General features: G+C 64.9%; 24 protein-coding genes and 2 pseudogenes. 11 read left to right on the top strand and 15 right to left on the bottom strand.

Annotated features, from left to right (window positions below; all coding sequences use genetic code 11):
• Positions 1–203 precede the first annotated feature (203 nt).
• Both ACQP0P_RS43750 and ACQP0P_RS43755 read right to left on the bottom strand, forming a co-directional pair.
• A complete protein-coding gene (locus ACQP0P_RS43750) occupies positions 204–788 on the bottom strand; it encodes a hypothetical protein (RefSeq protein WP_433367895.1) in 585 nt (194 codons plus the stop codon).
• A gap of 9 nt (positions 789–797) precedes the next feature.
• Positions 798–1394, bottom strand: a complete 597-nt coding sequence (locus ACQP0P_RS43755) for a hypothetical protein (RefSeq protein ID WP_433367897.1) — start codon at positions 1392–1394, stop codon at positions 798–800.
• Positions 1395–1770: 376 nt separating this feature from the next.
• Here ACQP0P_RS43755 and ACQP0P_RS43760 point away from each other — a divergent pair, with 376 nt between their 5' ends.
• On the top strand, positions 1771–2715 hold the full coding sequence (locus ACQP0P_RS43760) for a hypothetical protein (RefSeq protein WP_433367900.1): 945 nt from the start codon (positions 1771–1773) through the stop codon (positions 2713–2715).
• A 297-nt stretch (positions 2716–3012) separates the two neighbouring features.
• On the top strand, positions 3013–6099 hold the full coding sequence (locus ACQP0P_RS43765) for a DUF3427 domain-containing protein (RefSeq protein ID WP_433367903.1): 3087 nt from the start codon (positions 3013–3015) through the stop codon (positions 6097–6099).
• A gap of 201 nt (positions 6100–6300) precedes the next feature.
• Here ACQP0P_RS43765 and ACQP0P_RS43770 read toward each other — a convergent pair whose 3' ends face one another.
• Both ACQP0P_RS43770 and ACQP0P_RS43775 read right to left on the bottom strand, forming a co-directional pair.
• Positions 6301–6432 (bottom strand): DUF397 domain-containing protein, encoded by a 132-nt coding sequence (locus ACQP0P_RS43770; RefSeq protein WP_433382405.1) that lies wholly within the window; start codon positions 6430–6432, stop codon positions 6301–6303.
• Between the two features lie 77 nt (positions 6433–6509).
• On the bottom strand, positions 6510–7367 hold the full coding sequence (locus tag ACQP0P_RS43775) for a helix-turn-helix domain-containing protein (RefSeq protein WP_433367906.1): 858 nt from the start codon (positions 7365–7367) through the stop codon (positions 6510–6512).
• A 724-nt stretch (positions 7368–8091) separates the two neighbouring features.
• Here ACQP0P_RS43775 and ACQP0P_RS43780 point away from each other — a divergent pair.
• The 4 genes from ACQP0P_RS43780 to ACQP0P_RS43795 all read left to right on the top strand — a co-directional run bounded on the left by ACQP0P_RS43780 (position 8092) and on the right by ACQP0P_RS43795 (position 10437).
• Entirely contained in the window at positions 8092–8481 is a 390-nt protein-coding gene (locus ACQP0P_RS43780) for a hypothetical protein (RefSeq protein WP_433367909.1), read from the top strand.
• Positions 8438–9007 carry an ATP-binding protein gene (locus ACQP0P_RS43785; protein ID WP_433367912.1) on the top strand — a complete coding sequence of 190 codons (570 nt, stop codon included), beginning with the start codon at positions 8438–8440 and terminating at the stop codon, positions 9005–9007. Before ACQP0P_RS43780 ends, ACQP0P_RS43785 begins: the two co-directional genes overlap by 44 nt.
• Before the next feature lie 157 nt (positions 9008–9164).
• Positions 9165–10049, top strand: coding sequence for a hypothetical protein (locus ACQP0P_RS43790; RefSeq protein WP_433367915.1), 885 nt, complete (start codon positions 9165–9167; stop codon positions 10047–10049).
• Positions 10050–10059: 10 nt separating this feature from the next.
• Entirely contained in the window at positions 10060–10437 is a 378-nt protein-coding gene (locus ACQP0P_RS43795) for a hypothetical protein (RefSeq protein ID WP_433367918.1), read from the top strand.
• Positions 10438–11213: 776 nt separating this feature from the next.
• Here the strand turns inward: ACQP0P_RS43795 and ACQP0P_RS43800 are convergent.
• On the bottom strand, positions 11214–12008 hold the full coding sequence (locus tag ACQP0P_RS43800; protein WP_433367920.1) for a carbon-nitrogen hydrolase family protein: 795 nt from the start codon (positions 12006–12008) through the stop codon (positions 11214–11216).
• 637 nt (positions 12009–12645) lie between these two features.
• Here ACQP0P_RS43800 and ACQP0P_RS43805 point away from each other — a divergent pair.
• Positions 12646–13200: a hypothetical protein gene (locus tag ACQP0P_RS43805; protein ID WP_433367922.1), complete on the top strand. Its 555-nt coding sequence runs from the start codon at positions 12646–12648 to the stop codon at positions 13198–13200.
• 38 nt (positions 13201–13238) lie between these two features.
• The gene (locus ACQP0P_RS43810; RefSeq protein ID WP_433367924.1) at positions 13239–13808 is read left to right on the top strand and encodes a hypothetical protein; all 570 of its coding nucleotides are present in this window, start codon (positions 13239–13241) and stop codon (positions 13806–13808) included.
• 58 nt (positions 13809–13866) lie between these two features.
• Here the strand turns inward: ACQP0P_RS43810 and ACQP0P_RS43815 are convergent.
• The 5 genes and pseudogenes from ACQP0P_RS43815 to ACQP0P_RS43835 all read right to left on the bottom strand — a co-directional run.
• Positions 13867–14022 (bottom strand): annotated as a pseudogene (locus ACQP0P_RS43815) (IS630 family transposase); the annotation flags it as partial.
• 174 nt (positions 14023–14196) lie between these two features.
• Positions 14197–14544, bottom strand: coding sequence for a hypothetical protein (locus ACQP0P_RS43820; protein ID WP_433367927.1), 348 nt, complete (start codon positions 14542–14544; stop codon positions 14197–14199).
• Positions 14541–16256 (bottom strand): ABC transporter ATP-binding protein, encoded by a 1716-nt coding sequence (locus tag ACQP0P_RS43825; protein ID WP_433367930.1) that lies wholly within the window; start codon positions 16254–16256, stop codon positions 14541–14543. Before ACQP0P_RS43825 ends, ACQP0P_RS43820 begins: the two co-directional genes overlap by 4 nt.
• Entirely contained in the window at positions 16253–18073 is a 1821-nt protein-coding gene (locus ACQP0P_RS43830) for an ABC transporter ATP-binding protein (RefSeq protein ID WP_433367933.1), read from the bottom strand. Before ACQP0P_RS43830 ends, ACQP0P_RS43825 begins: the two co-directional genes overlap by 4 nt.
• The gene (locus ACQP0P_RS43835) at positions 18070–18906 is read right to left on the bottom strand and encodes an alpha/beta fold hydrolase (protein ID WP_433367936.1); all 837 of its coding nucleotides are present in this window, start codon (positions 18904–18906) and stop codon (positions 18070–18072) included. Before ACQP0P_RS43835 ends, ACQP0P_RS43830 begins: the two co-directional genes overlap by 4 nt.
• Positions 18907–18983: 77 nt before the next feature.
• On the opposite strand from ACQP0P_RS43835, the gene ACQP0P_RS43840 reads away from it, so the two are divergent.
• The 3 genes from ACQP0P_RS43840 (at position 18984) to ACQP0P_RS43850 (ending at position 21282) form a co-directional block, all read left to right on the top strand.
• On the top strand, positions 18984–19868 hold the full coding sequence (locus ACQP0P_RS43840; RefSeq protein WP_433367939.1) for a helix-turn-helix domain-containing protein: 885 nt from the start codon (positions 18984–18986) through the stop codon (positions 19866–19868).
• A gap of 596 nt (positions 19869–20464) precedes the next feature.
• Positions 20465–20653 (top strand): ATP-binding protein, encoded by a 189-nt coding sequence (locus ACQP0P_RS43845; protein WP_433367942.1) that lies wholly within the window; start codon positions 20465–20467, stop codon positions 20651–20653.
• A 101-nt stretch (positions 20654–20754) separates the two neighbouring features.
• On the top strand, positions 20755–21282 hold the full coding sequence (locus ACQP0P_RS43850; RefSeq protein WP_433367945.1) for a hypothetical protein: 528 nt from the start codon (positions 20755–20757) through the stop codon (positions 21280–21282).
• Between the two features lie 420 nt (positions 21283–21702).
• Here the strand turns inward: ACQP0P_RS43850 and ACQP0P_RS43855 are convergent, their stop codons facing one another.
• The 5 genes and pseudogenes from ACQP0P_RS43855 to ACQP0P_RS43875 all read right to left on the bottom strand — a co-directional run bounded on the left by ACQP0P_RS43855 (position 21703) and on the right by ACQP0P_RS43875 (position 24456).
• On the bottom strand, positions 21703–22128 hold the full coding sequence (locus ACQP0P_RS43855) for a VOC family protein (RefSeq protein ID WP_433382408.1): 426 nt from the start codon (positions 22126–22128) through the stop codon (positions 21703–21705).
• Positions 22129–22273: 145 nt separating this feature from the next.
• Positions 22274–22615 carry a hypothetical protein gene (locus tag ACQP0P_RS43860; RefSeq protein WP_433382519.1) on the bottom strand — a complete coding sequence of 114 codons (342 nt, stop codon included), beginning with the start codon at positions 22613–22615 and terminating at the stop codon, positions 22274–22276.
• Positions 22603–22713: pseudogene (locus tag ACQP0P_RS43865) on the bottom strand (IS5/IS1182 family transposase); the annotation flags it as partial. The pseudogene ACQP0P_RS43865 and the gene ACQP0P_RS43860, both read right to left, overlap by 13 nt.
• A 96-nt stretch (positions 22714–22809) precedes the next feature.
• On the bottom strand, positions 22810–23118 hold the full coding sequence (locus ACQP0P_RS43870; protein WP_433367948.1) for a hypothetical protein: 309 nt from the start codon (positions 23116–23118) through the stop codon (positions 22810–22812).
• Between the two features lie 135 nt (positions 23119–23253).
• Positions 23254–24456, bottom strand: coding sequence for a polymorphic toxin-type HINT domain-containing protein (locus ACQP0P_RS43875; protein ID WP_433367951.1), 1203 nt, complete (start codon positions 24454–24456; stop codon positions 23254–23256).
• Between the last annotated feature and the right edge of the window lie 25 nt (positions 24457–24481).

The following is a 24481-nucleotide window of genomic DNA, read 5'->3' on the forward strand; positions in this document are numbered from 1 at the left end:
TCGGGCCGTGTTCGGCCGCGAACGCGCGGACGTCGTCCACCGACCTCACAGCACGCCGCCTGCAAAGGATCCGGCTCCCGAAAGACATCCGTCAGCCGGTCAGCGATGTCTTGGCGCAGACACCGGCGCCTGCGGTAACGGGCCAGCCACCGCATGTTCGCCATCAGCACCGGCCTCGGAACATCGGCCCGCACGAACTCCTATCAGGAACCTGTGTCGGCGCTTTGCTGTCGCGGCGTGGATCTGTGAGGGACGCCGGAGACGAGGTGCCACACCGTCGTGGCCCACAGGACGGTGGCAGAGCCCAGACCGGCCACGGTTTGGACCCCGGACTCCGAGGCCCCGGAGAGCGCCATGGCGCAGCCTGCCACGCCGACGACGATGAGCAAGCTGCCGGTCCAGCGGTACTCGAGGCGGCCGAACGGTCGCGCCAGCGGGAAGAAGTGCGCGCCGACCACGATCGCGATGAGTGCCGGTATCCAGCTGTACCCGCCGGTGATGTTCCCGACCACGATGACGACCGCGATCCCCACTCCCTGGCCGACGTTACTCCACTTGAAGGCGCGCGCGCTGCGTTCGTACGCCTCGCGCCCGCCGGTTCCGTCGAGGCGGGCAGCAAGGACGAACAAGGCCGCGGCGAGGACGGCTCCGGCGACGAGGGCGGCGGTACGGGCGGAGCCGTCCAGGACGACGGAGCCGACGAGCCACCAGACGGTGCCGAAGAACGTCAGGATCATTCCGGAACCGCGGGTGCCGTACTGAGGGCTCGGGCGAAGAAGAGCACACATGACGTCCATCTAAGCCAACCAGGCGAGGATGTGCAGCACGCCGGCGCGGTACAGTCGCCCGTGGCTGCGGGCCCAGTCCAGCAGCTCGGCGTGCCGCGCCCGGAAATCGCGTCCTTCCACCGGGCCGAACCGCGCCTTGCACAGGCGGAACAGCGTCCACAGCGCGGCCAGGCCGGTGACGGCATCCGCGGGTGCGGACCACCAGGCCGGTACGCGGGCCAGCAGCGCCTCGTTCAGGACGACCAGGGTGTCCAGCACCAGCGGCACGTCCGGCGAACCGGGCGACAGATCGGCGTCCCGGCCATCGACGTACTCGTGCAGCAGCACGATCCACCCCTCCACCTCGCCGCTCCACCGCAGGCGGGGCGCGGGCAGTCCGGGCGGCAGTACGGTGCCGACCCGTCGTTCCCGCTCGTACAGGGAGGCGGCCGGACTGACGGTGGAGACGGCCTTGAGGAAGACGGTTCCGCCGTCCTCGGTGTGCAGCCGGGCGGCGAGGCCGGGCATGAGTCCCTTGGTCACCGGTTCGACCTTGAGGACCTGGCCAATCTGCTGCTCGACGGTGCCGCGTACGTTGCTGGGAAGGTCGTCCCACTGTGGTTTCACGGTCAGCTCTCCCTCGGGTCGTCGACACAGCCCGCGTAGCACTGGCTGCATTCACTGGCGGGAATCCACAGCTCGGGGACGACCGGCAGGCCAGCGGCTCGGATGGCCTCGACCGGTAGTCCCGATCGTGGTTACGGGGTCGTGAATCGCGTTCTCAGGGGTGTCGACAGACGCGTGAACGAACCCGGTCGACGATCTTGGCGCAGAGTTGCATAGGCCGCATTAAGAACCGAGCACATCCCCTCAGCCGGGCTCAGCTCGGGTAGGTAGAGCAGTCTCCGCGCCCCGATGATCTTTGAGACCCGCTTCGCACCTTTGAATCGGACATAGCTAGACAATCTCTACTTTGTCACCGCAGTGCCCTATCTTGTCCAGCATGACCAATGATGGGTGGAATACCCCTGTGGGATCGCTTATGGGACGCGAAGAGCGCATGACGCGGTACGGGGGCGCCAAGTACGGAGGCATCGAGCCATCTCGAAAGACTCCGAATGTGTTCATCTACTCAGACCCCACTCGCGGTAAAGCCTTTGGCTACAACTTCGATGGCTGGAATGAGGACCACACCATCTTCCTCTACACTGGTGAAGGACGAATCGATGATCAGCAAATGCGGGATGGCAATCGAGCCATCCTCAAACATCGGATAGAGCGCCGCGCTCTCCGTTTGTTCGTAGCCGATGGGCTGATCCCGGGCACGGGTCAGAAGAACCATCGCTATATCGGCAAGTTCGAAGTAGATAGAGAGCGACCATATTTTCTAGAAGAGGCGCTCGACCAAGAAAAAGAGTCACGCACTGTCTTCGTGTTCCGACTCCGCCCACTGGGTGAAGTTTTTTATCGCGATACCGATCAGAGCAGCAGCGGAGATATCCGGCTTACAACTGAAGCTGCGCTTGTTCCTCTGGAGGCATACGTATCGCAAACCTTCGAAAATCCTGGAGGAAGAGCAACAACTGCCGTCCGCCGGGAAAGCGAGCTCTGCGCTAGATACGTCTCCTACATTGGTCGCAACTTTCAGCGCTGGAAGATTACCCCAGCGGGCGAGACTCGCCCTCTTTTTACAGACCTGTACGACCAAGAAGAGAACGAGCTATACGAAGCTAAGGGAACCACAACACGCGATGCAGTACGACGTAGCGTTGGCCAGCTACTTGATTATCAGCGCCACATCACCCCCAAGCCAAAATTGGCGCTTCTGCTCCCACACCGTCCAAGTGACGATCTAATCAACTTCCTCCGCAACGTAGGGATATCTTGTGTATACGAAGAACTAGAGACAGGATTCTCTCGCATAGAAGTCACTACCGGAGAAGATTAAACAAGGGCGACACACAGATACAGCCGATACAGGAAACGCGGCAGCAAGATTCAATCTTGCAAAGATTAAAGTTCGACGGTCTACCACTTAAGAGACATCCGCTACCCCCTTTCATCAACGAAGTCGCACGAGAAGTCGGCGGAATATACTTCCGGAACTACTCCGCAACCGCGGCCTTACGGATGTCCGAAAGTCCATGACATCTGATCCTTTTGATCACCACCAGGGAGAAGCTACGCTAATCGTCGATCAAGGAGGAGCGCCTCCTCGGACGTCGCGAATAGGTGGCACCAACCCGTGGATGATGTACCCGTTCTGGGCCTGTACGACTCTCTGCTCACCAGCCAACTCGCCCAACAGGTTGAATATTGGCGCAAATCGGGCCACATTGTCGAAGTCTCTCAGGTTGATGGGGAAGAGGTCGCTCACCTGCTCGGCCGGTTCATCGGGGAGGCGGTAACCCGAGCGATGACCGCGCTCAAGAGCACCGACGAGCAAGTGGAGTTGGCGAATCGACTTTTGCTGCGCCTGGCCGGCCCCGAGTCCATCGAGAACGGACCGAACAGGCTGTTGTCGGTCGTCAAGGACGTGCCCGGCGCGGTCCTTCCTGAGCGGCCGTTGACCTCGCTGTCGGAGGCGGCGCTACTTACCAATGCCAGGGAGGACCCGAACCTGGCACATGAACTAGCAGCTGAGCTGGCTAGTGCCGATCGGGTAGACCTGCTATGCGCATTCGTCAAATGGTCCGGGCTGCGCATCCTAGAGAAGCCACTTGCTGAACTGCGCCGCCGAGGCGTCCCGCTGCGTGTCATCACCACCACCTACATGGGCGCGACCGAGCGGCGGGCGCTGGATCGGCTCGTAGATGATTTCGATGCCGAGGTCCGGATCAGCTACGAACAGAATGTAACCCGCCTGCATGCCAAGGCTTGGCTGTTGCGCCGCCGTACCGGTTTCGACACGGCCTATATCGGCAGTTCTAACCTGTCACGCGCTGCCTTGCTGGACGGCCTGGAGTGGAATGTCCGCCTATCTGCAGTGACTACCCCGCGACTGCTGGACAAGTTCGAGGGCACCTTCGATTCTTACTGGAACAGACAGCAGTTCGAACCGTACGACCCGAAGGCTGACAGCGAACGGCTTGATGAGGCTTTGTCTCGCTCAAAGGCAGGCGAGCGGATCTTTGACATCCCCGCGCTGGTACCCCATCCTTTCCCACATCAGAAAGAGATGTTGGAGGACCTCGACGTCGAGCGGACTGTGCACGACCGGCACCGCAATCTGCTGGTGGCGGCTACCGGAACCGGAAAGACGGTCGTGGCCGCCTTCGACTATCGCAACCTGCAACAGCGATTGGGCCGGCGCCCCTCTCTGCTGTTCGTTGCACATCGCAAAGAGATCTTGCAGCAGGCTATGCGCACCTACCGGCAGGTTCTGGCCGCCCCCGACTTCGGCGAACTACACGTCGGCGACGATCAGTCCCGGCGCTGGCAGCACGTGTTCGCCTCAGTCCAGTCCCTCAACTCACGCGGCATCGACACTTTCGCCGCCGACCACTTTGATGTCGTGGTTATCGATGAGTTCCACCATGCTTCCGCTGTCACCTACCGGCGGATCATCGATCACCTCAAGCCGAAGGAACTGCTCGGCCTCACCGCCACCCCTGAGCGAGCCGATGGCACCTGGGTCCAAGACGAGTTCTTCGATCGGCACATCACTTCCGAACTGCGCCTGTGGGACGCTCTAGACGCCGACCTGCTCTGTCCTTTTCACTACTTTGGGATCAACGACGAGACCGACCTCAGCAGCGTAACCTGGTCGCGCGGCGCCTACCTCGGTCGCGAACTCGACGAGGTCCTTACCGGTGACAGTGACCGGGCTCGACTCGTGTTCAACGCACTGCTGGATAAGGTCAGCGACCTGCAGGCGGTCCGCGGCTTGGGTTTCTGCGTCTCAGTACGGCATGCACACTTCATGGCCGAGTTCTTCACCGAAGCGGGCCTGAAGTCGCTGGCCGTGGACGGATCGACTGACCCCGCCGAGCGCAGGGCGGCGCTGGCTGCCCTGCGCGATGGGAAAGTCACGTTCCTTTTCGCCGTAGACCTGTTCAACGAGGGTTTGGACATCCCCGATGTGAACACACTGCTCCTGCTGCGACCGACCGAGAGCGCGACGGTCTTCCTCCAACAACTCGGCCGTGGACTACGCCGTACGCCCGACAAGGACGTGCTGACCGTCCTCGACTTCGTCGGGCAACACCGCAAGGAGTACAGGTTCGGGAACCGATTCCATGCGTTAACTGGGTTCGCCAGAGGACGTCTGAAGCAGCAGGTAGACAAGGACTTCCCGCTGCTGCCGCCAGGATGTCAGATCGTTTTGGACCGAGTTACCAAAGACCGATTGATTGCCGAGCTCAAGGTCCAGCTCAACGCCACCATCTCTACACTCACCCAGGAGATTCGCTCCCTCGCAGAGACGTCCCTTATTAACTACCTCGAAGCCACTGGCCGCGATATCCACGACATCTACCGCAACCGACGCTACTGGACTTCACTGCTGCGCCGTACTGGGCTCATCAAGGATGATGCCTCTCCCATGGAGGATGCGCTTGGCCGTCGTATACGTGCTCTGCTTCACGTAGACGACCAGCGACGAGCTGAGGCGTACGTACGTCTGTTACGACCCGACGGTCCGTTCTATAGCCAGTGCTCCCCCACCGACCAGACCTTCGCCCGCATGCTGTTCTTCTCCTTCTGGCGCGACGGCGGCAGCTTCACCTCCTACGACGAGGCTCTCGCGCAGCTGCGCGCCGAGCCCGCGCTATGCGAGGAGATTCGGCAGGTAGTCGCCTACGGCGCAGAGCATCCCAGGTACGTTGCCAAACCTCTGCCTGAGCCGCTGGGACAGGTACCCCTCTCGGTCAACGCCCAGTATTCGGCTGACGAGATCCTCGCGGCCCTCGGCTGGGCGAAGCTGGGTGGCTCCATGACGTCAACCATGCGCGAAGGTGTCGCATGGATCCCGACCACACGGTGCGACGCGCTCTTCGTCACCTTGCACAAGAACGAGAAGGAGTTCTCACCGCAAACCATGTACCGGGACTTCGCGCTCACCCCGACCCTGTTCCACTGGGAGTCTCAGCACCGCACGAGCGCGCAGTCAGCCACTGGACTCCGCTACCAGAACCACGAACAAGAGGGCAGCCACGTGCTGCTGTTCACCCGGGAGCGCAAGGAGGACGAGAACCGCCACCCCGAACCGTTCGTCTTCCACGGCACCGCCCGGTACGTGGAACACCAGGGGGAGAGACCCATGGCCGTGACCTGGCAGCTCGATGAGGAGATGCCCGCCGACTTGTTCCGTCGCGCTGCTATCGCGGGGTAACGCAAGATCTCTGACCATGTAAAGACCGGCGCTGATGTCTTCCATGAGCAGCAGAGCAATTAATTCATCAGCATTTTTTTTCCGCCAATGAGATGGTCATCTCATTGGCGGAATTGAGATCTACTGCTACAGCCTCGAACACACCTCCGGCAACGTCGGTCGCTTGCCATGGAGGATCCAGCTGAACCATTGGTTAGCTAATCAGACCTCGAAGGATCCGCTTTTAATACCGCTGATGAATGTCTGCCATTCGCCGCTAGCGAAGCGCAGCACTGGCCCGTTCGGGTCCTTGCTATCCCGTACGGCACGGCCGCCGTCAGGGAGCTCTGCCATCTCTACGCAGTTGTCCTGTTGGGCACTCTGGCTGCTCTTGCGCCAGGTGAGTACAGGGGTGATTCGGCCCACGGTTGTTACCTCTCCTCCTGCTTTAGTTGATCAACCAAGGCAGTCACATGGCGTACGGACTGCTCGACGGTCAGTGCAGCCGCTACCACACGATTAAACATGAGCGTATACGCCTGAACCTCCTCTGCCCGCTCCAAAAAGAGATTGTCCGTTGGCGTCTCCAGATAGACGATCGATGGATCCAGATCGCCCATGAAGTCCAGGACGACGAACCCACTCCCCATGGCCGCATGCGCACCGATCGAATCAGGCAGCACCTGAACAGTGATATTGGGTTGTATCGCCATGTTGACGAGGTGGGCGAGTTGCTCGGCCATGACAAGTGGGCCGCCAACCATCTTCCTCAGTGCCGCCTCGTCGATGACGGCCCAGAGTTGGGGTGGGTTGTCGCGGGTAAGGATCGCCTGCCGGGCCAGGCGTGCCTCGACCCGCCGCCGAACAGCAGCCTGATCAAGGACCTGTCCTGCTTGGAAGACTGCCGTGGCATAGGCGGCTGTCTGCAGCAAACCGGGGATGGTCACGAGCTCGACCGTGCGGATCTGGGTTGCTTCCGCCTCGAAGCCGGGAAGGCTGCCGCCGAACACGTCCTTGTATTTGGCCCACCAGCCTCTTTCGCGGGACTGCCTGGCGAGATCGAGTATCGCTTCACGCACGGCGGCATCAACAACGCCGTAGAGATCCAGCAGCATCCGAACATTGCCAATATCAGGCAGAACCCACTTATTTTGCTCCATGTGAGTGAGGCGGCCACGCGACCATTCCAAGCGCTTGGCGACCTCATCGTGTGTGAGGCCAGCTTGCTCGCGTAGCCGGATGAGCTCGGCGCTCAGACGTCGTCGTTTGACGGTAGGACTGCCGATCATTGGACCCCTCTTCACACCTTAAATGAGCCAATCAAACAATTTAACCACTGAAACCAGACAATATTGGCGATGAAATCTTGGCCTTGAAAATTCTGCGGCCAGCCGTCACCATGTGAAGAGTATCCATCACCGAGGGTGATGAAGGTGTGACTATTGCCCAGTGCACCTTTTGAACTCTTAGGGAGCTCTCGGAGCTAGTGCCCGAATGGGCCGTTATGAGCTCAGCTAGTCCGGTGGCGCTACCAGCAGGCCAAGGACGCTGAAGAAAACGGTTCTGCCAGGCGAATGACGTCGCCTGGCAGAACCTCGCCCGCACACTGGAGGTGCGAACTGTGCTCAACCCTAGTAGAACCCCAAAGACCATCCGGGTCCGCTGGCATGCCGATCGACCACCGACCCCTCTCGGTTGTCGCTGGTGTGGCCATCCCCCGTACGCGCACGACGCCGCCAGCCTGCCGCATCGGCCCGGGCACCTGTGGGAACACCCCACCCCGGCCCAGGTCCGTACCCGGATGATGGCCCGGCGCCGTCTCGGGCTCTGCGGCCGACTGCCCGCGCCTCCCGCACCGGCCACCGTGGCCCCACGCCCGCCGAGCCGTCCCTTCGTGGGTTCTCCCATCAGCAGGGGACGCCACTCGCGACCGGCCGCACCGTCGTACGGGCGCGAATCGCCGCCGGGTATACGGCCCGGCAGACGTGAGTCGTACCGGAAGGGGGTGACAGCATGAGCACGCCCTCCATCGAGGCGAACGTGGAGAACCTCCGGCACGAACCCGGCGAAGACCCCCGGGCATTGCGCACGCTGACGCTCCGCTTCCCCGGCTGGTGCCCCTGGTACGGCAAGACCACCGGACACTGGTGGGCACTCTCCCCCATCCGATACCGGCAGCACATCGGCCTCGTCGAGGCCGACACTCCCGCCGAACTGGCCGCGCGGATGCAGCACATCGAGGACTTCCACCCCCACCCCGAACAGCCACCCGGCATCGACCACCAGACGACCGTCAGGGACATCAGGGTCGCCGGAGGCAGCCAGAGCACCGAGATCACCAGCAAGGGAGGTGACCGGGATGACCGTACGACTGCTGTCCGTACTCGTCGGCGTGCTCGCTGACCGATTCCGGACGACAACCGGCGACGCCACCGGACCGGCCACCGCGATGTGGTCACCGCACCTGGGCCGGATACCCGGCTGGTCGACGACACCGAACCACACGCCCGTCATCTCCCAGCGGTTCCCGGCCACCACCGACCAGGTCAGGCCCGCGCGGAACTTCGTCGCCGAGATCCTCGGCGAGGATCATCCGCTCCGCGACGACGCCATGCTCCTCACCAGCGAGCTGGCCACCAACGCCGTCGAACACTCCGCCAGGCCGACCGACAGCGGAACTTCAGACACCGGAACTGCGGACACCACCCCGGGCTACCGGCCACCGGAGTTCGTCGTCACGGTGGCCTTCACCCCGCCCGGCGTCATCGTCACCGTCCAGGACCCCGGCTCCGCGCGGATCCCCCGCACCAGAAATCCCCGCCCCGACGCCACCGGCGGCCGGGGACTCCTCCTCGTCAACGAGCTCGCCACCCGCTGGGGCTTCCACCGCGACCCCACCGGAACCGTCATCTGGTTCGAACTCACCTGACAGACCGGCCGATGTACTGATCTTGGGCGCAGGCCCCGAGCCTGCCCCAAGGTCAGATCCTTTCGGCAGAAGTGGTCGCCCGGACTCTGGCGACGGTCCATGATGCTCACGTGCTGTTCACCCAGGGTGCTTACCCCCTACCGCTGAGGAGCCGGCGATGACGCGGCGCGAGCGACGGCCCCGGTTGATGGTCCTGTCGCATCGGTCCCGTTACGGTGAGGTCATGAGTGCCAATGCGTTGGAGATCCGCCTCCGCGAGGGGAGCGAGCGGATCGATCTCGCGCGGTACACCGATACTCTCACCCAGGTTCAGCGTGCGCTGAATGAGATCGATCATGTCTTCGCCCAGCGGAAAACCGTCAGGCCCGCATGGATCGTGCAGGACCTTGGCCATGACGACCAGGAGCTGGTTGTACGCCTGAGCGCCAGAAAGACTCCGCGCCGCGACCACGCTTCCCTGCTCGCCTCCATCGACGCGCTGGTCTCCGGCGTAGAGCAACTTCAGGAGACTCCCGAAGTTCCCCAGTACTACACCGCGACCACGGTGGAGCGGCTGTTGAGGATCGGGAAACCCGGCAACGGTGTCCAGGAAGTCTCCCTCGCCACGGTCAACGACACGGCCGGTCCGCATTTTCCGGTGTCCGAACCGGTCCGGGAGCATGCCCGGCTCGCCATGACCGGAACGCAGGTCTCCCTCGGGTCGGTAGCCGGTTGGATCGACCAGATGAGCGTGCGTCGTCTGAACAAGGGCGTGTCCTCGGTGAGTCTGTTCGACCCCTCGACACGACGGGCCGTTCTTGGACGGCTTCCCGCCGAGATGCAGGCTGTCGTGGAAAGCATGTGGCGTAGACGAGTACTGGCTCGCGGAACGGTATGGCGCAACGACCACGGACAGGTGGTCAAGATCGATATCGAACACCTGGAGCCTCTCCCCGAAGAACCGGCAACACCCGCACCGGTCGCGGAGCTGCTGGGGATCGCACCGGACTGGCTGGGCGGTCAGAGCGTCGACGACCACATCCGGGAGGCGAGGCGTGCCTAGCCTCCCCCGCGTGTATCCCGACGCCAACGTGTATCTCGACTTGATCACCCGTAATGAGGACATCAACAAGAGCACGGGCGAGGAGCGGTGGCGCAGCGCCGCCGCGGTGTTCGAGGGAATCTTCATCCGAGAGGCCGAGATGGTCGCCTCTCCCCTGGTCGAAGCCGAGGTCCTGTGCAACGGCAACGCACGCCTACGCCGGGAACGTTCCGAGAAGGTACGCGAGCTGCTCCGAACGTGGTTCATCGCGCCTGGCGCGATATGGGTTGACATAGACCGATACCTCGTCCGCGAAGCCGTTCACCGCGAATCGGGTGTTCACCGATCGGGAGGAGTACATCCTCGCGTTTCAGCAGCGGCTTACCGCACACCATCTCCCTGGACGTGAACAATCGGGGGGCGAGCCGGAGATGCGAGACCGGCCCATCGATCAGCGCGTAGCCGGAGGGCTCGTGTTGCAGGATGTGAAGCGTGACAGTGATCCCTCCTGGCCGCCCCTCGCGGCCGCCCGTGCCGGCCATTGTGTGGAAGACATATCTGACAGCTGCGGCGATCTCTTTCGTGGTGGCGATCTACGCGGCGATCATGAAAGATCCCGAGGCCATGACGGCCATGGCCACTGCCTCCGCCGGATGCGCCGTCTTGTTCATCCGGGCCTACGTCCGCCGGAGAATCTGATCTTTTTGAAGAGCCGGAACGTATGCTCCAGGTCGAATCTGCGGAGGAACGCCTGCCACAGCAGGTCGATCCGGGCGGCCGACAGGCCCAGGGCTGAGGACCATGGCCAGACCGGCCGGGGATGGGCATCGCCTGGCAGCCGTTCCACGGTCAGCCGGATGAGCGTGCCCTCGATGATCGGCAGCTCGCCGTCGTGGTCGATCCAGGCGGCCCGGCGGGTGAGCTGATGATGCAGCCGATCCCATGCGGTCGCGATCGCTGTGCCGTAGCGCGTCGTCTGGATCGAGGTGGCCTGGTCAGGGCTGTGCCAGGTCGCCGGATCGGCGTCCAGGCGAGGATGCAGGGTGTCGAGCCAGGACCCGTCGACGGTGCGGCGCTCCTGGAGGCGACGCAGTGGTACACATAACAGACCGGCGTGGCGGCGCGAGCCCGGAGGAGCAGCGCCGCCGCGCCCTCAACCAACGGAGCCACGGGCACTGTCGGATATCAGGACTGTCCGAATGCCTGATCTGTCGGCCTGTTCAGGTAGCGAAGGTGGACGACGTCGCGCCTCCGCTGACCGAGATACCAGTCGGCGGCCTCATCTGTGTCGATAGTTGCTCGCAGTATGCCGGTGCTGTTGGCGGGCAGTTCGGCGAGACTCTCTCCGCGTGGCGAGATAATCATGCTGGGGCAGTGCTGGTGGGGATCGGCGACGTTGGCGGCGAGGACGAACCGCTGGTTTTCTGCTGCCCGGCTGATCAGGTGGCTTCGCCAGACTCCGGCCGGCTCGGTGAGGTTGGCGGCGTGGGTGAGGTAGATGAAGGCTTGTGCTCCTGCGTCGGCTAGGCACTGCCATTGTTCGGGAAAGCGGATCTCGCGGCAGATCTGGACGCCGACGGTGAGGGGGCCATCGGCCAGGTGAAGTTGGAGCGTGGGGAGCTCGGATCCGGCTTCCAGCAGGCCGCGCTCGTTCATCGCCAAGTTGATCTTCCGATAGGTCCATCTGGTGCCGTGCGGTGAGAAGTAGAGGGCTGTGTTCCACCAGGCGCCGTGCTCGAAGAGCAGTGATCCGCAGAACAGGTGCACCGCTTTCTCGCGCACCAACGTGGTGACATAGTCGATGGCGCGTGTGAGCGCCGTGGGGTCAAGGCGGCTGAGAACCGATAAGTCAGAGCCGTAACCCGACAGGGCGCCCTCGGGGAGCACGACGATCTCGCCCGGCTGAGCGTCGGCCAGGACCGCCGCGATGGTCGACAGATTCTCTGTGATGTCCCAGGTAATGGGGATCTGCGCGACCACTATCGACGCTTTCATGAGTCCTTCCTTCGGCGACTGACGTCGGCGGCGTAGGTCATCCAGTCGCCGGAGGAGGCTCGTTGCCAGGCGACGTCGATGTGGATGTGGAGCATACGGGCGAGGATGGCGGCGGGGAGTTGGAACTGTACGGTGGTTTTCGGTGTAACTCCTACTCGTCAATGAACTCGCCACCCGCTGGGGTTTCCACCGCGCCCCCACCGGAACCGTCATCTGGTTCGAACTCACCTGACAGCCCGACGTGGCGGCGCGAGCCTGGAGAGGCAGCGCCGCCACGTCCTCAACCAACAAAGCCACGCGTGGCTAGTGCTGTGACCGGAAACCTTCACCGGTCTCGCGTGTAGCCGCTGGCGTCGGTTGGATGTGTCCTACACGTCCGGCTGGCGCGAGGAGGCGCGGTGGGAGAACCGGTCCGAGTACGAAGACTGATGGACGACCAATGCATTGCCGCTCTGCGGGAGTGGATCGAACAGGAGCGCTCAGGTAAGAGGGGCTGACCCTCACCCGCCCAAGTCAAGTCCTAGACGTTTCCAAGCGTGATCTTTTAGACCTGTGGGGCGGATGAGATCCATTCGCGGCAACACAGGGGGATCCAGCAAGTATGGGGATGTTTCATAAGGCCATGCCCGTCGCGACGGCGGTAGCCGCGCTGGCGATCGTGGCGATGGCGCCCGTCTCGGCGGCGTCGGCCTCGGCGGTGACGATCAGCGTTCAGCGCGCTCACGTCGAGACGGTGAAGGAGTGGCGGTCGAATTTCACCTGCCCGACGAACCAGGTGCTCACCGGTCGCAGCCACTACGGCGATGAGAACGCCGACACCACGTATTCCTGCAGCTCCATCTTCATCAACGGTGAGCAGGTCAGGGTGTCGCTGCTCGACTGGAGTACGCAGATGAAGGAGAAGGACTCCTTCTACGAACCCACCCTGGGGAGCGTCGCGATCGCCGGGCGGATGCACACCGGTGACGAGAACGGCATGACGCGGTACCGCCCCGCGACGCTGTTCTGGCAGGGCCGGCAGGTGCAGTTGATCAGCAAGACCTGGAGCGGCATCTACAAGGAGAACAACCACTCCTGGACCGCTGGACACAACCAGGTCATGACCGGCCGCCTGCACCTCGGGGACGAGAACGGCAAGACCCAGTACCAGTACTCGACGGTGACCTTCGCGGGCTGAACCCACAGACGTACTGGCACGAGAAAGAAGGAAAGACGATGACGAATCACCGCACGACCGTGTCCGCCGCGCTGGCCGTCGCCGCGCTGGCGGCCGTGACCATGGGTTCTCCCGCAGCGGCCGCCGAATACACGATCGAGGTCCGGGCCGGTTACACCAAGACGATGCCGTCCGAGAAGAACTCCCAGTTCATCTGCCCGGTGAACCAGGTGCTCACCGGCCGCAGGCACGTCGGCGATGAGAACGCCCCGACCACGTACTACTGCGGAACGATCTACATCAACGGGCAGCAGGTCTCCGTGCACTCCGGTGACTGGACCCAGCCCCGCAAGGAGAGCGAGGGCTATATCGTCGCCCCGGCCGACCAGGTGCTGGTCGGCAGATGGCACGAGAAGGACGAGAACGGCCCCACGAGGTACCGCACCGCCGCGCTGTACTGGCAGAACCGCCAGGTGAAGGTGACCGGCCCGATCTGGAGCGACCAGTACAAGGAGAGCAGCCACACCTCGATGGCGCCCTCCAACCAGGTCATGACGGGCCGGGTCCATAACGGCGACGAGAACGGCAAGACCCAATACCAGTACTCCAAGCTGGTCTTCACTGACTGACCCGAGGCCACGCTGCGACATGGCTCTGCTCCTGCGCGGCCAGGGGCAGAGCCTGCACGCGGACGGTGTCCTCATCGGCGGCCACCAGGCGCGCGATCACCGCGACGGTGTTCCCCCCGGCCGAAGCCAACACGATCATCGCCCGCCGGTACCGGACCGAACTGGTGCTGCCCCGGCGGACGATCTGCTGCAGCTTCTGCCCTTCGGCGTCCATCAGTCTTCGTACTCGGACCGGTTCTCCCACCGCGCCTCCTCGCGCCAGCCGGACGTGTAGGACACATCCAACCGACGCCAGCGGCTACACGCGAGACCGGTGAAGGTTTCCGGTCACAGCACTAGGACGGTTCCCGCTCGGCGGTCGGCGTACTCGGCGTCTCCTCCGGTGGGGTCACCAGGTGATCGTGAGGCGGGTGTCGGAACGTTCGATGCGGACGCCGGGGCCGAGCTGGTCGTCGGGGGTTCCTGCCCGGTAGACGGTGATGATCGGCCGGGCGGGCCGGGTGTGGTTCCAGTCGTGAAGGAGTTCGACGAGCCGGGCGGTGAGGCGGCGGCTGCCAGGGTGTTGCGGAGGGCGACGGAGTCTGCGGTGTCTGAGTTCACCGCGCTGATATTGGCCGTCGCCGATGCGGGAGATACGGCCTCCCGGGCAGCCGCCGGGGTGGTGCCGTTGTCGAACACCAGGCGGGCGGCGGTATGGACGAGCGCCCCTGGCGGATCGCCCGACGCTCCGGCTCATTCCCGCGCAGCGGGAGCCAAGGAGATGTTCCAGAAGTCGGCGTAGCGGCCGCCGTGGTCGAGCAGTTCGTCGTGGCTGCCTTCCTCCGCGATCCGGCCGCCGTCCAGGAAGATGACGCGGTCGGCGCGTTGGACGGTGCGCATGCGATGGGCCACCATCACCACCGTCCGGCCGGCCATCAGGCGTTCGATGCCCTCGTGGACGGCCGCCTCGTTGACCGGGTCCAGCGCCGAGGTCACCTCGTCGAGCAGCACGATGGGGGCGTTCTTCAGCAGCGCCCGCGCGATCGAGACCCGCTGGCGCTCCCCACCGGACAGCAGCGCGCCGCCCTCGCCGACGTTCGTCGCCCATCCGCCGGGCAGGCGCTCGATCACCTCGTCCAGCTGTGCCGCAGTCGCCGCGGCCCGTACCTCGGCAACGCCTGCGGCGGGACAGCCCAGGCGCACGTTCTCCTCGATGGTGCCGTCGAAGAGGTAGACGTCCTGGAAGACGATGGCGATCCGCGCCATCAACGCCTCGGTGCTGATCGCGCGCACGTCCACGCCTCCCACGCGCACCGCGCCGGCGTCCACGTCGTAGAAGCGCGCCGGCAGCTGCAGCAGCGTGCTCTTGCCCGCTCCCGACGGCCCGACGACCGCAAGCCGCTGTCCCTCGGGGACGGTGAGCGACACCTCGTCGAACACCGTGCGCCCGCCGTGCCGGAAGGTGACGGCGTCGAACTCCAGACCGTGGTGCGCAGGCTGGATCGGCTCGCGAGGTTCCCGCAGCGGCTCGGTGCGCAGCACCGTCTCGAGTCTGGCCAGCTCCGAACGCGCGCCGCGGAGTTTGCCGCCGATGTCCGACAGCGACAGCAGCGGGTCGGCGCAGCGGGCGGCCAGCACCAGGATCGCCAGGATCTCCGCCGCGCCGATGTTCCCGCCGAGCGCGAGGTGGGCGCCCAGGACCAGTAGCCCGGTGAAGGTCGCCTGCACGGTGAGCGTCAGCCCCACGGCGCCGGGCAGCGTCGCCAGCACGGTACGGCGGGAGGCGCGCTGGACATCCAGCAGCGAGTCGTCGAGCAGCTGGAAGCGTTCGCCGGTCCGGCCGCCGGCCCGCAGCACCGGCTGGGCCTGGAGGAATTCGATGACGCGCCCGCCGGCCTCCTGGTCGCGTTCGTGACGCTCGGCGTCGGCGGCGGCCGTCGCGCGTGCCGTCCAGGCCTGGATCGCCGCCACGACGGGTGCGGCGAGCAACGCGGCCAGCCCCATCCGCCAGTTGAAGGCGGTCATCACGACCACCATGGTCAGGGGCGTGACCAGGGCGGAGATGAACGGTGCCAGCAGATGCGCGGCCACGCCCATGGCTTGCAGGAGGCCGCGGCCGGCCAGGACGGACACCTCGCCGATGCGACCGGCGTTGTACCAGCCGAGGGGGAGGCGGGCCAGGTGCTCGCCGAGCCGGTGATACATGCCGCGCAACATGGTGGTCCCGACCCGCATGCCGGACAAGTCGCTGATGTAGCGCAGCACGGCGTAGAGGGCGACCGCGGCCCCGAACGCGACCAGCCAGGGCACGGCGTCCGCGGGCGTACCGCCGAGCAGCGCCCGCAGCACCGGGACCAGCAGCGCGTAGGACAAACCTTCGACCACCGCGGTGATCGTCATCAGGATCACGGTGCGGCGCATCGCCCGGGCGTACTCGTCTCCGAGCACGCGCAGCAGCATTCGGATCATCGGGGCTCGTCTCCTCGCGGTACGCCACCGTGGGTTTCGATCTCGGCGGATCGGTGGGATCGCCAGAACGCGGCGAACCTTCCGCCTCGTGTCAGCAGGTCGGCGGGCCTGCCGCGTTCGACGATCGCTCCGTTCTCCAGCACCACGACGGTGTCGGCGTCGGCGACCGTCTCCAGCCGGTGGGCGATGACGACGATCGTGCGGTCACCGCTCAGCGTCGCCAGGGCCCGGCGGACCGCCTGTTCGGTCTGCGGGTCGGCGAAGGAGGTCGCCTCGTCCAGCACCAGAACGGGCGCGTCGGCCAGCAGCGCGCGGGCGATGGAGATCCGCTGCGCCTCGCCTCCGGACAGCTTGGCCTCTTCACCGAGCACCGTGTCGTATCCGCGCGGCAGCTGGAGGATGCGGTCGTGGATGCCGGCCAGCCGGGCGGCGCGGACCACGTCGTCGCGGCCGGCCCGCGGCACCGCCAGCGCGATGTTGTCTGCGACCGAGACGCGCAGCAGATGGACGTCCTGGAAGACGAAGGACACCTGCCGATACAGCTCCCGGCTGCCGATCTCGCGCAGATCGACGCCGCCAAGAAGGACCGAGCCGTGGGTGGGGTCGAAGAACCGTGGCAGCAGCTGGACCAGCGTGGACTTGCCGCTTCCCGACGGCCCGACGACCGCGGTGACCGTCCCCGGCTCCAGCACCAGGTCGATGCCGCGCAGCACCTCGTGGTCGGCGTCGTAGGCGAAGCGGACGTCACGCAGTTCCACCCGGTGCCCCTGCGGCGGACTCGGGTGGGCGGGCTCGGGCAGTGGCCGGACCGCGAGCACGTCTTTGATCCGGCCGACCGCGCGGCCGGCGCTCTGCAGATCGTCGAAGCCGTGGCCGAGCGCCGCCACCGGAGCGGTCAGTCCCAGCCCGAGCAGCAGGAACGGCAGCAGATCCGCCGGGGCCAGGCCACCAGACGTGATCAGCGCCGCGCCACCGATCAGCACGATGAGCAGCACGAACGGCGGCGACAGCGCCAGCTGCATCCCGGCGGCGATCACGGACATGCCGCGCACCCAGCGGGAGAAGATGCTGACGAAGTCGTCGGCGGCCGTCAGGAACGTGCGGTGGGCGCGCTCGCCTCCGCCGAACGCCTTGACCACCGAGATGCCTTGCACGAACTCGACGACGGAACTGGCGATCCGTCCCATGGCCGCGTCGTAGGCCTCCTGCTCGCGCGTCCTGGCGGGCAGCATCAGCAGCGGGACCAGCGCTATCGCCAGCACCACCGGGATCAGCGTGATCAGCGTGAGCCGCCAGTCGACGGTGAACAAGTAGATCAGCGACACCGGCGGCACCACGAACGCGGCGACGAGCTCGCCGGGGGCGTGGGCGATGAACGGGTGCACGGCGCTCACGTCCTCGCCCACCACCTTGGCCAGCTCGCCGGTGCGGCGCCGGGAGAACCAGCCGATCGGGACGCGTCCCAGCGACGCGGCCAGCTGCCGGCGGAACGTCAGTCGCACCCGGCTGTCGAGAACATGCCCGATCCCCGACGACGCGGCGGTGAACAGCAGCCGGACGAGCAGGCCGGCCGCACCCGCGATCACCACGGTCCAGACGTGAGCGTGGTCGATCGGGCCGGGCGACAGCAGGGTACGGCCCAGTTCGACGACCGCCAGCAGCGGGGCCAGACCCGCGAGCGCGCCGATGACCTGCAGGATCACCACGGCCGCGAAACTCCGCAGATGAGGGCGCAGCAGCGGTGTCATGCTCTGTCCCGCCGCGGAGTCGGCATCCGGTTGCTCGATCGTCTGAGCGAGGTCGGTGGTGGTGGTCATCGTTCTGTCGAAGAGGCGGCGTGGATCTCGGCGAAGGCCAGCAGGGGGGTGGCGGTCCGCTGCGGATCCTCCAGGATGGGTGAGTGTCCGAGACCGGGCAGCAGCTCGACCCTCGCGCCGGGAACGGCGCGGTAATCGGCGGCGGACGAGGAGCGCCACCTCCGGTCGTCCTCGCCGAAGATCACCAGCAGCGGCTTGCCGAGGACCGCCAGCCGCTCCGGGAGCGCCTGCTGCTTCAGGTAGCCGGTTGTGGCCTGCATCGTCATGGTGAGCGTGTGGTAGGTCATGGCGCGCACCTCGTCCAGGAGCTGTTGCGGGATCTGGTAGCCGGCGCGGCTGAAACCGGTGCTCGCGAACTGGCGGATCTGCTCGTCTGTCGGCGGCCACTGCGTGGGGTCGATGGCGGCGGACCCAGCCGCGATGAAGGCGTCCAGGCTGGGGCCGGTGTTGATGAGCACGAGCGCGGTCACCAGATCGGGTCGTTGCTCGGCGAGGGCGGTGGCGACCACGCCGCCGCTGGAATGGCCGGCGAATATGGCGTGCTTGACTCCGAGCCGGTCCAGTGCCTGTCCGACCCGGCGTGCCTGGTCCGGGGTCGCATAGTCGTGGCCGTCCGGTTTGGCCGATCGGCCGTGCCCGAGCAGGTCGATCCGGATGACGCGATGGGATCCGGTCAGCATCGGAACCAGCGCGTCCCACGAGCGTGCCGAGGAGGCGGACCCGTGGATGAGGACGAGTGCGGGGGCATCGTGGGGGCCGTCCTGGCACACGTAGACGTCGCCGTCGTCCAGGGCCAGGGTCGAACTTTCCGTGGTGCCGTCAGGAATGGTCATGAGCCCACTGTCGCCGCCGGTGCGCGCCGGTGTATTGAACAAATGTTCCCCTCGCTCGGCTCCCCTAGCATGGGAGCATGCGGTCCACTGTGCGCGAACGTGACGATGCCGTTATGTGGGACGTCGCATCCTCAGTGCGGCGCAGCCGGGTGGCGGGTGTCACCATGGCCGGCTTCCGTGACCGGGGCATGGCTCCGGAGGGTCACCGGATGATTCCGCACCCGGCTGTGACGCTGGTTCTGGACTTGGGGGCCGGCTCGCCCGTCGTTGAGGACGTCGCCGGGCGGCAGCACCGGGGAAGTCTTGTCGCCGGGCTCGGGCTCGGCGGCGCGGTGTGGGTGCGAGGCCAGAACATCGCGTGTGTTCAGATGCGCCTGTCCCCTGTGGTCGCCCGCGCGATTCTGGGCGTCGACCCGGCCGAGCTGGACGGCTGCGTGGTGACGCTGGACGACCTGTGGGGCAGGCAGGCGTCACGGATCAGCGAGCAACTGGGCGAGGTCTCCTCCTGGCAGGATCGCTTCGCGTTGATCGAGGCGTTGCTCGCCCGTCGGCGTGAGGCGGGGTCGCCGGTCGAGCCGGAGGTGGCCTGGGCCTGGCAGCGGATCGTGGTCAGCCGCGGCCTGGTTCGGGTGGAGCGATTGGCGGCCGAGCTCGGCTGGAGCCGCAAGCGCCTGTGGTCGCGATTCCACGCGCAGATCGGCCTGCCGCCTAAGCGCTCCGCGAAGCTGGTCCGCTTCGACCATGCCGCCCACCGCCTGGCCGCGGGGCACGACGCTGCCGGGGTCGCGGCGGACGGCGGCTACGCCGACCAGTCCCACCTGCATCGGGACGTCATGGAGTTCGCCGGGGTGACCCCCGCGGCCGTGGCCCACGAGCCGTTTCTGGCGGTTGACGACGTCGCCTGGCCCAGCCACGGAACACCCGACCAGCCCGGCCCTGCCGATCGAGCGCACGTGACGTGACCGCCCTGCGCGAGGGGACGGACATCGGCCGCGGATCTACAGCGGCGGGGTGGATCGGCGGCGCCACATGATGGGGTGCCACTCTGGCGACCTCGCGTAATCAACCGTCGCCTATCCGGCCGTGGTTGGGGTGCTACGAGGGTTCCGGACAGACCGTCGCCCAGTACTCCGACTCGACATCCAACCTGCGCTTGGGTCCTCGCCTCACCATCAACACGCCCCTAATGATCAGGTGTGTTGCGACAAGCACTAGAACCCAGGCGTCGTCAGGGGGTCACCGTTCGCGCGTCGTTAACAGCTCCGCGTGATGGACCTGGAACTTCGGGGCGGCTCGGCTCCAGCTCGCCAGGTCGGCCACCGCTGACCTGGCGATCCCGGCCGCGAACTGGTGGGCCCTCTCCCCCACCCGCTACCGGCAGCGCATCAGCCTCATCGAGGCCGACGCCCCCGCCGAACTGGCCACCAACGCCATCGAACACTCAGCCGGTCGCACCGACGCCAAACCGGCAGACGCCGAACCCACCGACACCGAAACCTCAGGCGCCGGAACCACGGACACCACACCGAACGACCGGCCACGGGAGTTCGTCGTCACAGTGGCCTTCACCCCGCACGGCGTCATCATCACCATCCAAGATCCCGGCTCCGCACAGATCCCCTGCGTCAGAAACCCCCACCTCAGCGCCACCGGCGGCCGCGGACTCCTCCTCGTCAACGAACTCGCCACCCGCTGGGGCTTCCACCGCGACCTAACCGGAACCGTCATCTGGTTCGAACTCACCTGACAGCCCGGCGCCGATGTACTGATCTTGGGCGCAGACCCCGAGTCTGTCCCAAGGTCAGGCCCTTTTGGCAGAAGCGGTCACCCGGACTCGGACAACGGTCCATGATGCTCACGTGCTGTTTGCCCCCTACCGTTGAGAAGCCGACGACGACACGGCGCGAGCGACATTTTCCGGTATCCGAACCGGTCCGGGAGCATGCCCGGCTCGCCATGACCGGAACGCAGGTCTCCCTCGGGTCGGTAGCCGGCTGGATCGACCAGATGAGCGTGCGTCGTCTGAACAAGGGCGTGTCCTCGGTGAGCCTGTTCGACCCCTCAACGCGACGGGCCGTTCCCGGACGGCTCCCCGCCGAGATGCAGACCGTCGTTGAAAGCATGTGGCGCAGACGAGTACTGGCTCGTGGGACGGTGTGGCGCAACGACCGCGGACAGGTGATCAAGATCGATATCGAACACCTGGAGCCCCTCCCCGAAGAACCGACAACACCCGCACCGGTCTCAGAGCTGCTGGGGATCGCACCGGACTGGCTGGGCGGTCAGAGCGTCGACGGCTGTGCTCGAAACCCTTCGGCGCGACCGACGCACTGCATCTGGCAGCCGCACTCCGCGCGAAGTGCGGCTACTTCATGACATGCGATGAGGGTTTCCCCTCGGGCAGACCATTGACGGGATGAAGATCATCCGCCCCGACATCGTATGGCCGGAAAAACTACGACTGGAGATGGAGTAAAGGCCCAGGGCTCTGACAAAACCGGCAGTGCGCCGCCAGGAGCGATCACGACAACCCCGCCCCGGTTTTGGGGACTACCGAAACCTCAGGTCGGCGACCCGTGAATCGGCTCTCCCGCCCGACGATCGGCGAACGCCCGCACCAATGTCCTGCGCCACCGAACCTTGACGATCATTAGGTTCGTGCCATCGAAGTTTGAGTGGCACGGGGTACCTGGCCGTCAGGGGTGGCGGTGGACTCGCGGGTGCGTACGCGACCGGCGGTCCGGCGCACCTCCCGGGCGCGGGTGCCCGGATGGTTCTTTAGGTGCACGGCAGCCTTCAGCCGAGCTGTTCGGCCAGTCCGACGATGATGCCCTCGGGGCCGCGGACGTAGCAGAGCCGATAGCTGTCCTCGTACCGCGCCAGCTCACCGACGAGTTCGGCGCCGTGGGTGCGCAGGCGGGCAACGACGTCCTCGATGTCGTCGACGGCGAACATGACGCGACGAATGCCCAGCGTGTTCGCCGGTGCGTCCTTCGGCTCGGCGCTGATCGCCTTCGGCGTGTGGAACATCGCCAGCTCGATTCGGCCGTGGCCGTCCGGGGTCCGCAGCATTGCGATGTCCTGCCGGACGTCGTCGAGCCCGATGACACGCTCCACCCAACGTCCCTCGATCGGCGCCTTGCCCTCCAGCTCCATGCCAAGTTCGACGAAGAACGAGATAACAGCGTCAAGGTCGTCGACAACGATGAGGACGTTGTCCATCCGCTGGATCGTCATGCCGGGTCTCCTTGATGTGGTACGGCCACGGTGGCCACATCCGCCCCTGAGACGGAGCCGCCAGGCCGTTCTCGACATCCTCTTGACGTGGCAGTGCCCGTCGTACCGCTTCGGACGAAAACACCGTAGGTCAGAAACTCCTCTCGCCCCAGCACTCCCACTCTCCGGAGACCCCCGTCAATGCGATGGCCTCTGCCGAGAAAACGATTGCGCCGGTATCATCGCCGGAAGGTTCCTCGCTTATTACCTCCCAGTACTCATTCGCACTTGAGGTGAGGGCTATCGAGGTTGCCGGATACATGTTGTACTCCGGAGCATAGTACGAGTCTCCATCAGGATCGAGAACCAGGAGCTGGATCCGGTCATCGCCGTGTAGTTGCGCAAGAGCGCAAAGTGCTGGCCAGAAATCAGCACTGAGGACCGCATCGAACTCGCAGAAGAGCGTAGATTCAGCAGGGTTCCTGAACACCATATTTGGTGCAGGTCGGGTGCCTGGTCGGCCAGGACGTCGATGACCTCGTCGAGGTAGCGGTAGGCGGTGGCGCGGGAGACGCCGTGGTCGCGGCCGAGGACGGCCCGATCGCGATCCATCCCGGTTCATGTCCGCCAGCGTCATTCTGATGACATCAAGCACCACCTGCCCGAGTTGATCTTGCTGAGATCACCTCACTGAGACTCCAGCCAATACCTTCGAGCTGCGTCAACGATCGAGTTGAACTCGACTTCATCGACACCTGCGACGAAAATTGGACTGGCGTCCTGCCCTGCGACTTCCTGTGCCACTATGATAAATAGCCCAGCGCGCACATAACTGTACACTGTCCACCGATCCAGTGACTCTACGCTCGACATAATGGTCGAGTCGTGGAGAAATTCGTCGGCGGCAAGCAGCTCCATGAATTCGGCAGGATCGGTATCCAGCATGTCGAGCCTTTTATCGTCTATATGCGGCCGATTTTTGAGCTGCGCCATCACCGACCCGAGGATACACCCATCCCGATCGCCCACCAGTTGGCCGTCTACGACCAGCTGGAATCGAAACATACGGTGGCCAAGGACGGGGCTTACAAGCAACCCAACTCGACCACTATCGTCAAGGAACCTCAACCATTACCTCCGCCGGATCTGAATAGGGATATGGTTCAAGGGAATCTCTACAGGATTGCCCCGATTATCGACACCATTAGAGCTTCCACTCCAATGCCAATTCCCGTGTCCGTCATTTGAATATCGATAGTAGACAGCTCTCTTGCCGGAGCCGATTTTTGTCCAGCGCACCCCGTCTATAAGCGTACTGTTTTGAAACTGCTCTGCCGCGTCAGTTGGCAAGACACCCTTGTTGGGATTATACGGATTCGGACCACCCTGCGGGTCATGGTGGCCAGGGTTTTCATAGCCGGGGATACAGTCATCATCCGAACCGGCATTGTGTACGAGTACCGGCGTGGCCCCTGCCAGCACGTAGTACGTGTGGGTTTCAGCAACTGTAAGGTTATGAACGCGCTGGTGGCCCGTGGTCCACTTCGCGATCCCCACCGTCTGGAGCTGGTCACCGGAGCTGGTCCACAACCATGCGCCGGACTGGAGTTTGGTGGCCTGTACCCAGGCGCGCTGATCGCTGACCCAGAAGGGGTGCTCGTCGGTGGCGATGACCACGCCGGTGGCGCTGCCCTTGTCGCCGTCGGTGTCGACGGTGATCTGCACCAGGTTCTTGACACCCTTGCTGGTGATGAGCGCAATGATGGGTTTCGCCCTCGTGGTGCCGGTCTCGGGGTCGGTGGCGATGACCTTGTCGCCGACCTTGACCTGTTCGATGGGTTTTTCGGTGCCATCGGCCATCGCCACCTTGGTGCCGGGGACGAAGCTGCTTGGCTTTCCGCATGCCGCGTAGGCCTTCTGCGCGGTCTCCCTGGCCTTTTCGGCGATCTTTAGTTTGTCCTTGGCCGTGACCCAGCTCTTGAAGGCGTTGATGGCGTCGCCCGCGTGTTTCCAGAGCTTCTTGCCGAGCTCGTAGGCCTTCTTCCATTTCCAGGGCAGGGCGTACTTGGTGGCGAGTTTGCCGGCGAGGCCGCCGGCGAGGGAGCCGAGGATGTTGAGTGCGGTTTCGCCGCAGGCGCCGAGGTTGCCGGTGGTGAAGCACTGGATGCCGGAGGTGGTGCGCAGTGCGATGGTGGAGCCGTCGGGGCCGGTGTAGTAGCGGGTGGCCTTGACCGTCCCGCCGGACAGCTCCAGCTCCATCGCCCCGAGGTAGAGGGTGGCGGTGCCGTCGGGTTCGCGGCGGATCAGTCGTTCACCGTCGGCGTCGTAGACCATGGAGGTCTCGGCGCCGTCGATGACG

The sequence above is a fragment of the Streptosporangium sp. CA-115845 genome (assembly GCF_050943795.1).
Classification (GTDB): Bacteria; Actinomycetota; Actinomycetes; order Streptosporangiales; family Streptosporangiaceae; genus Streptosporangium.

Bases quoted from the DNA above. Each gene is read 5' to 3' on its own strand.
- ACQP0P_RS43750 (WP_433367895.1), bottom strand. From the start codon at position 788: ATGTGTGCTCTTCTTCGCCCGAGCCCTCAGTACGGCACCCGCGGTTCC.
- ACQP0P_RS43760 (WP_433367900.1), top strand. From the start codon at position 1,771: ATGACCAATGATGGGTGGAATACCCCTGTGGGATCGCTTATGGGACGC.
- ACQP0P_RS43770 (WP_433382405.1), bottom strand. From the start codon at position 6,432: ATGGCAGAGCTCCCTGACGGCGGCCGTGCCGTACGGGATAGCAAGGAC.
- ACQP0P_RS43775 (WP_433367906.1), bottom strand. From the start codon at position 7,367: ATGATCGGCAGTCCTACCGTCAAACGACGACGTCTGAGCGCCGAGCTC.
- ACQP0P_RS43780 (WP_433367909.1), top strand. From the start codon at position 8,092: ATGAGCACGCCCTCCATCGAGGCGAACGTGGAGAACCTCCGGCACGAA.
- ACQP0P_RS43785 (WP_433367912.1), top strand. From the start codon at position 8,438: ATGACCGTACGACTGCTGTCCGTACTCGTCGGCGTGCTCGCTGACCGA.
- ACQP0P_RS43790 (WP_433367915.1), top strand. From the start codon at position 9,165: ATGACGCGGCGCGAGCGACGGCCCCGGTTGATGGTCCTGTCGCATCGG.
- ACQP0P_RS43805 (WP_433367922.1), top strand. From the start codon at position 12,646: ATGCCCGTCGCGACGGCGGTAGCCGCGCTGGCGATCGTGGCGATGGCG.
- ACQP0P_RS43810 (WP_433367924.1), top strand. From the start codon at position 13,239: ATGACGAATCACCGCACGACCGTGTCCGCCGCGCTGGCCGTCGCCGCG.
- ACQP0P_RS43820 (WP_433367927.1), bottom strand. From the start codon at position 14,544: ATGAGCCGGAGCGTCGGGCGATCCGCCAGGGGCGCTCGTCCATACCGC.
- ACQP0P_RS43825 (WP_433367930.1), bottom strand. From the start codon at position 16,256: ATGATCCGAATGCTGCTGCGCGTGCTCGGAGACGAGTACGCCCGGGCG.
- ACQP0P_RS43830 (WP_433367933.1), bottom strand. From the start codon at position 18,073: ATGACCACCACCACCGACCTCGCTCAGACGATCGAGCAACCGGATGCC.
- ACQP0P_RS43835 (WP_433367936.1), bottom strand. From the start codon at position 18,906: ATGACCATTCCTGACGGCACCACGGAAAGTTCGACCCTGGCCCTGGAC.
- ACQP0P_RS43840 (WP_433367939.1), top strand. From the start codon at position 18,984: ATGCGGTCCACTGTGCGCGAACGTGACGATGCCGTTATGTGGGACGTC.
- ACQP0P_RS43850 (WP_433367945.1), top strand. From the start codon at position 20,755: ATGATGCTCACGTGCTGTTTGCCCCCTACCGTTGAGAAGCCGACGACG.
- ACQP0P_RS43855 (WP_433382408.1), bottom strand. From the start codon at position 22,128: ATGGACAACGTCCTCATCGTTGTCGACGACCTTGACGCTGTTATCTCG.
- ACQP0P_RS43860 (WP_433382519.1), bottom strand. From the start codon at position 22,615: ATGGTGTTCAGGAACCCTGCTGAATCTACGCTCTTCTGCGAGTTCGAT.
- ACQP0P_RS43875 (WP_433367951.1), bottom strand. From the start codon at position 24,456: ATGGTCTACGACGCCGACGGTGAACGACTGATCCGCCGCGAACCCGAC.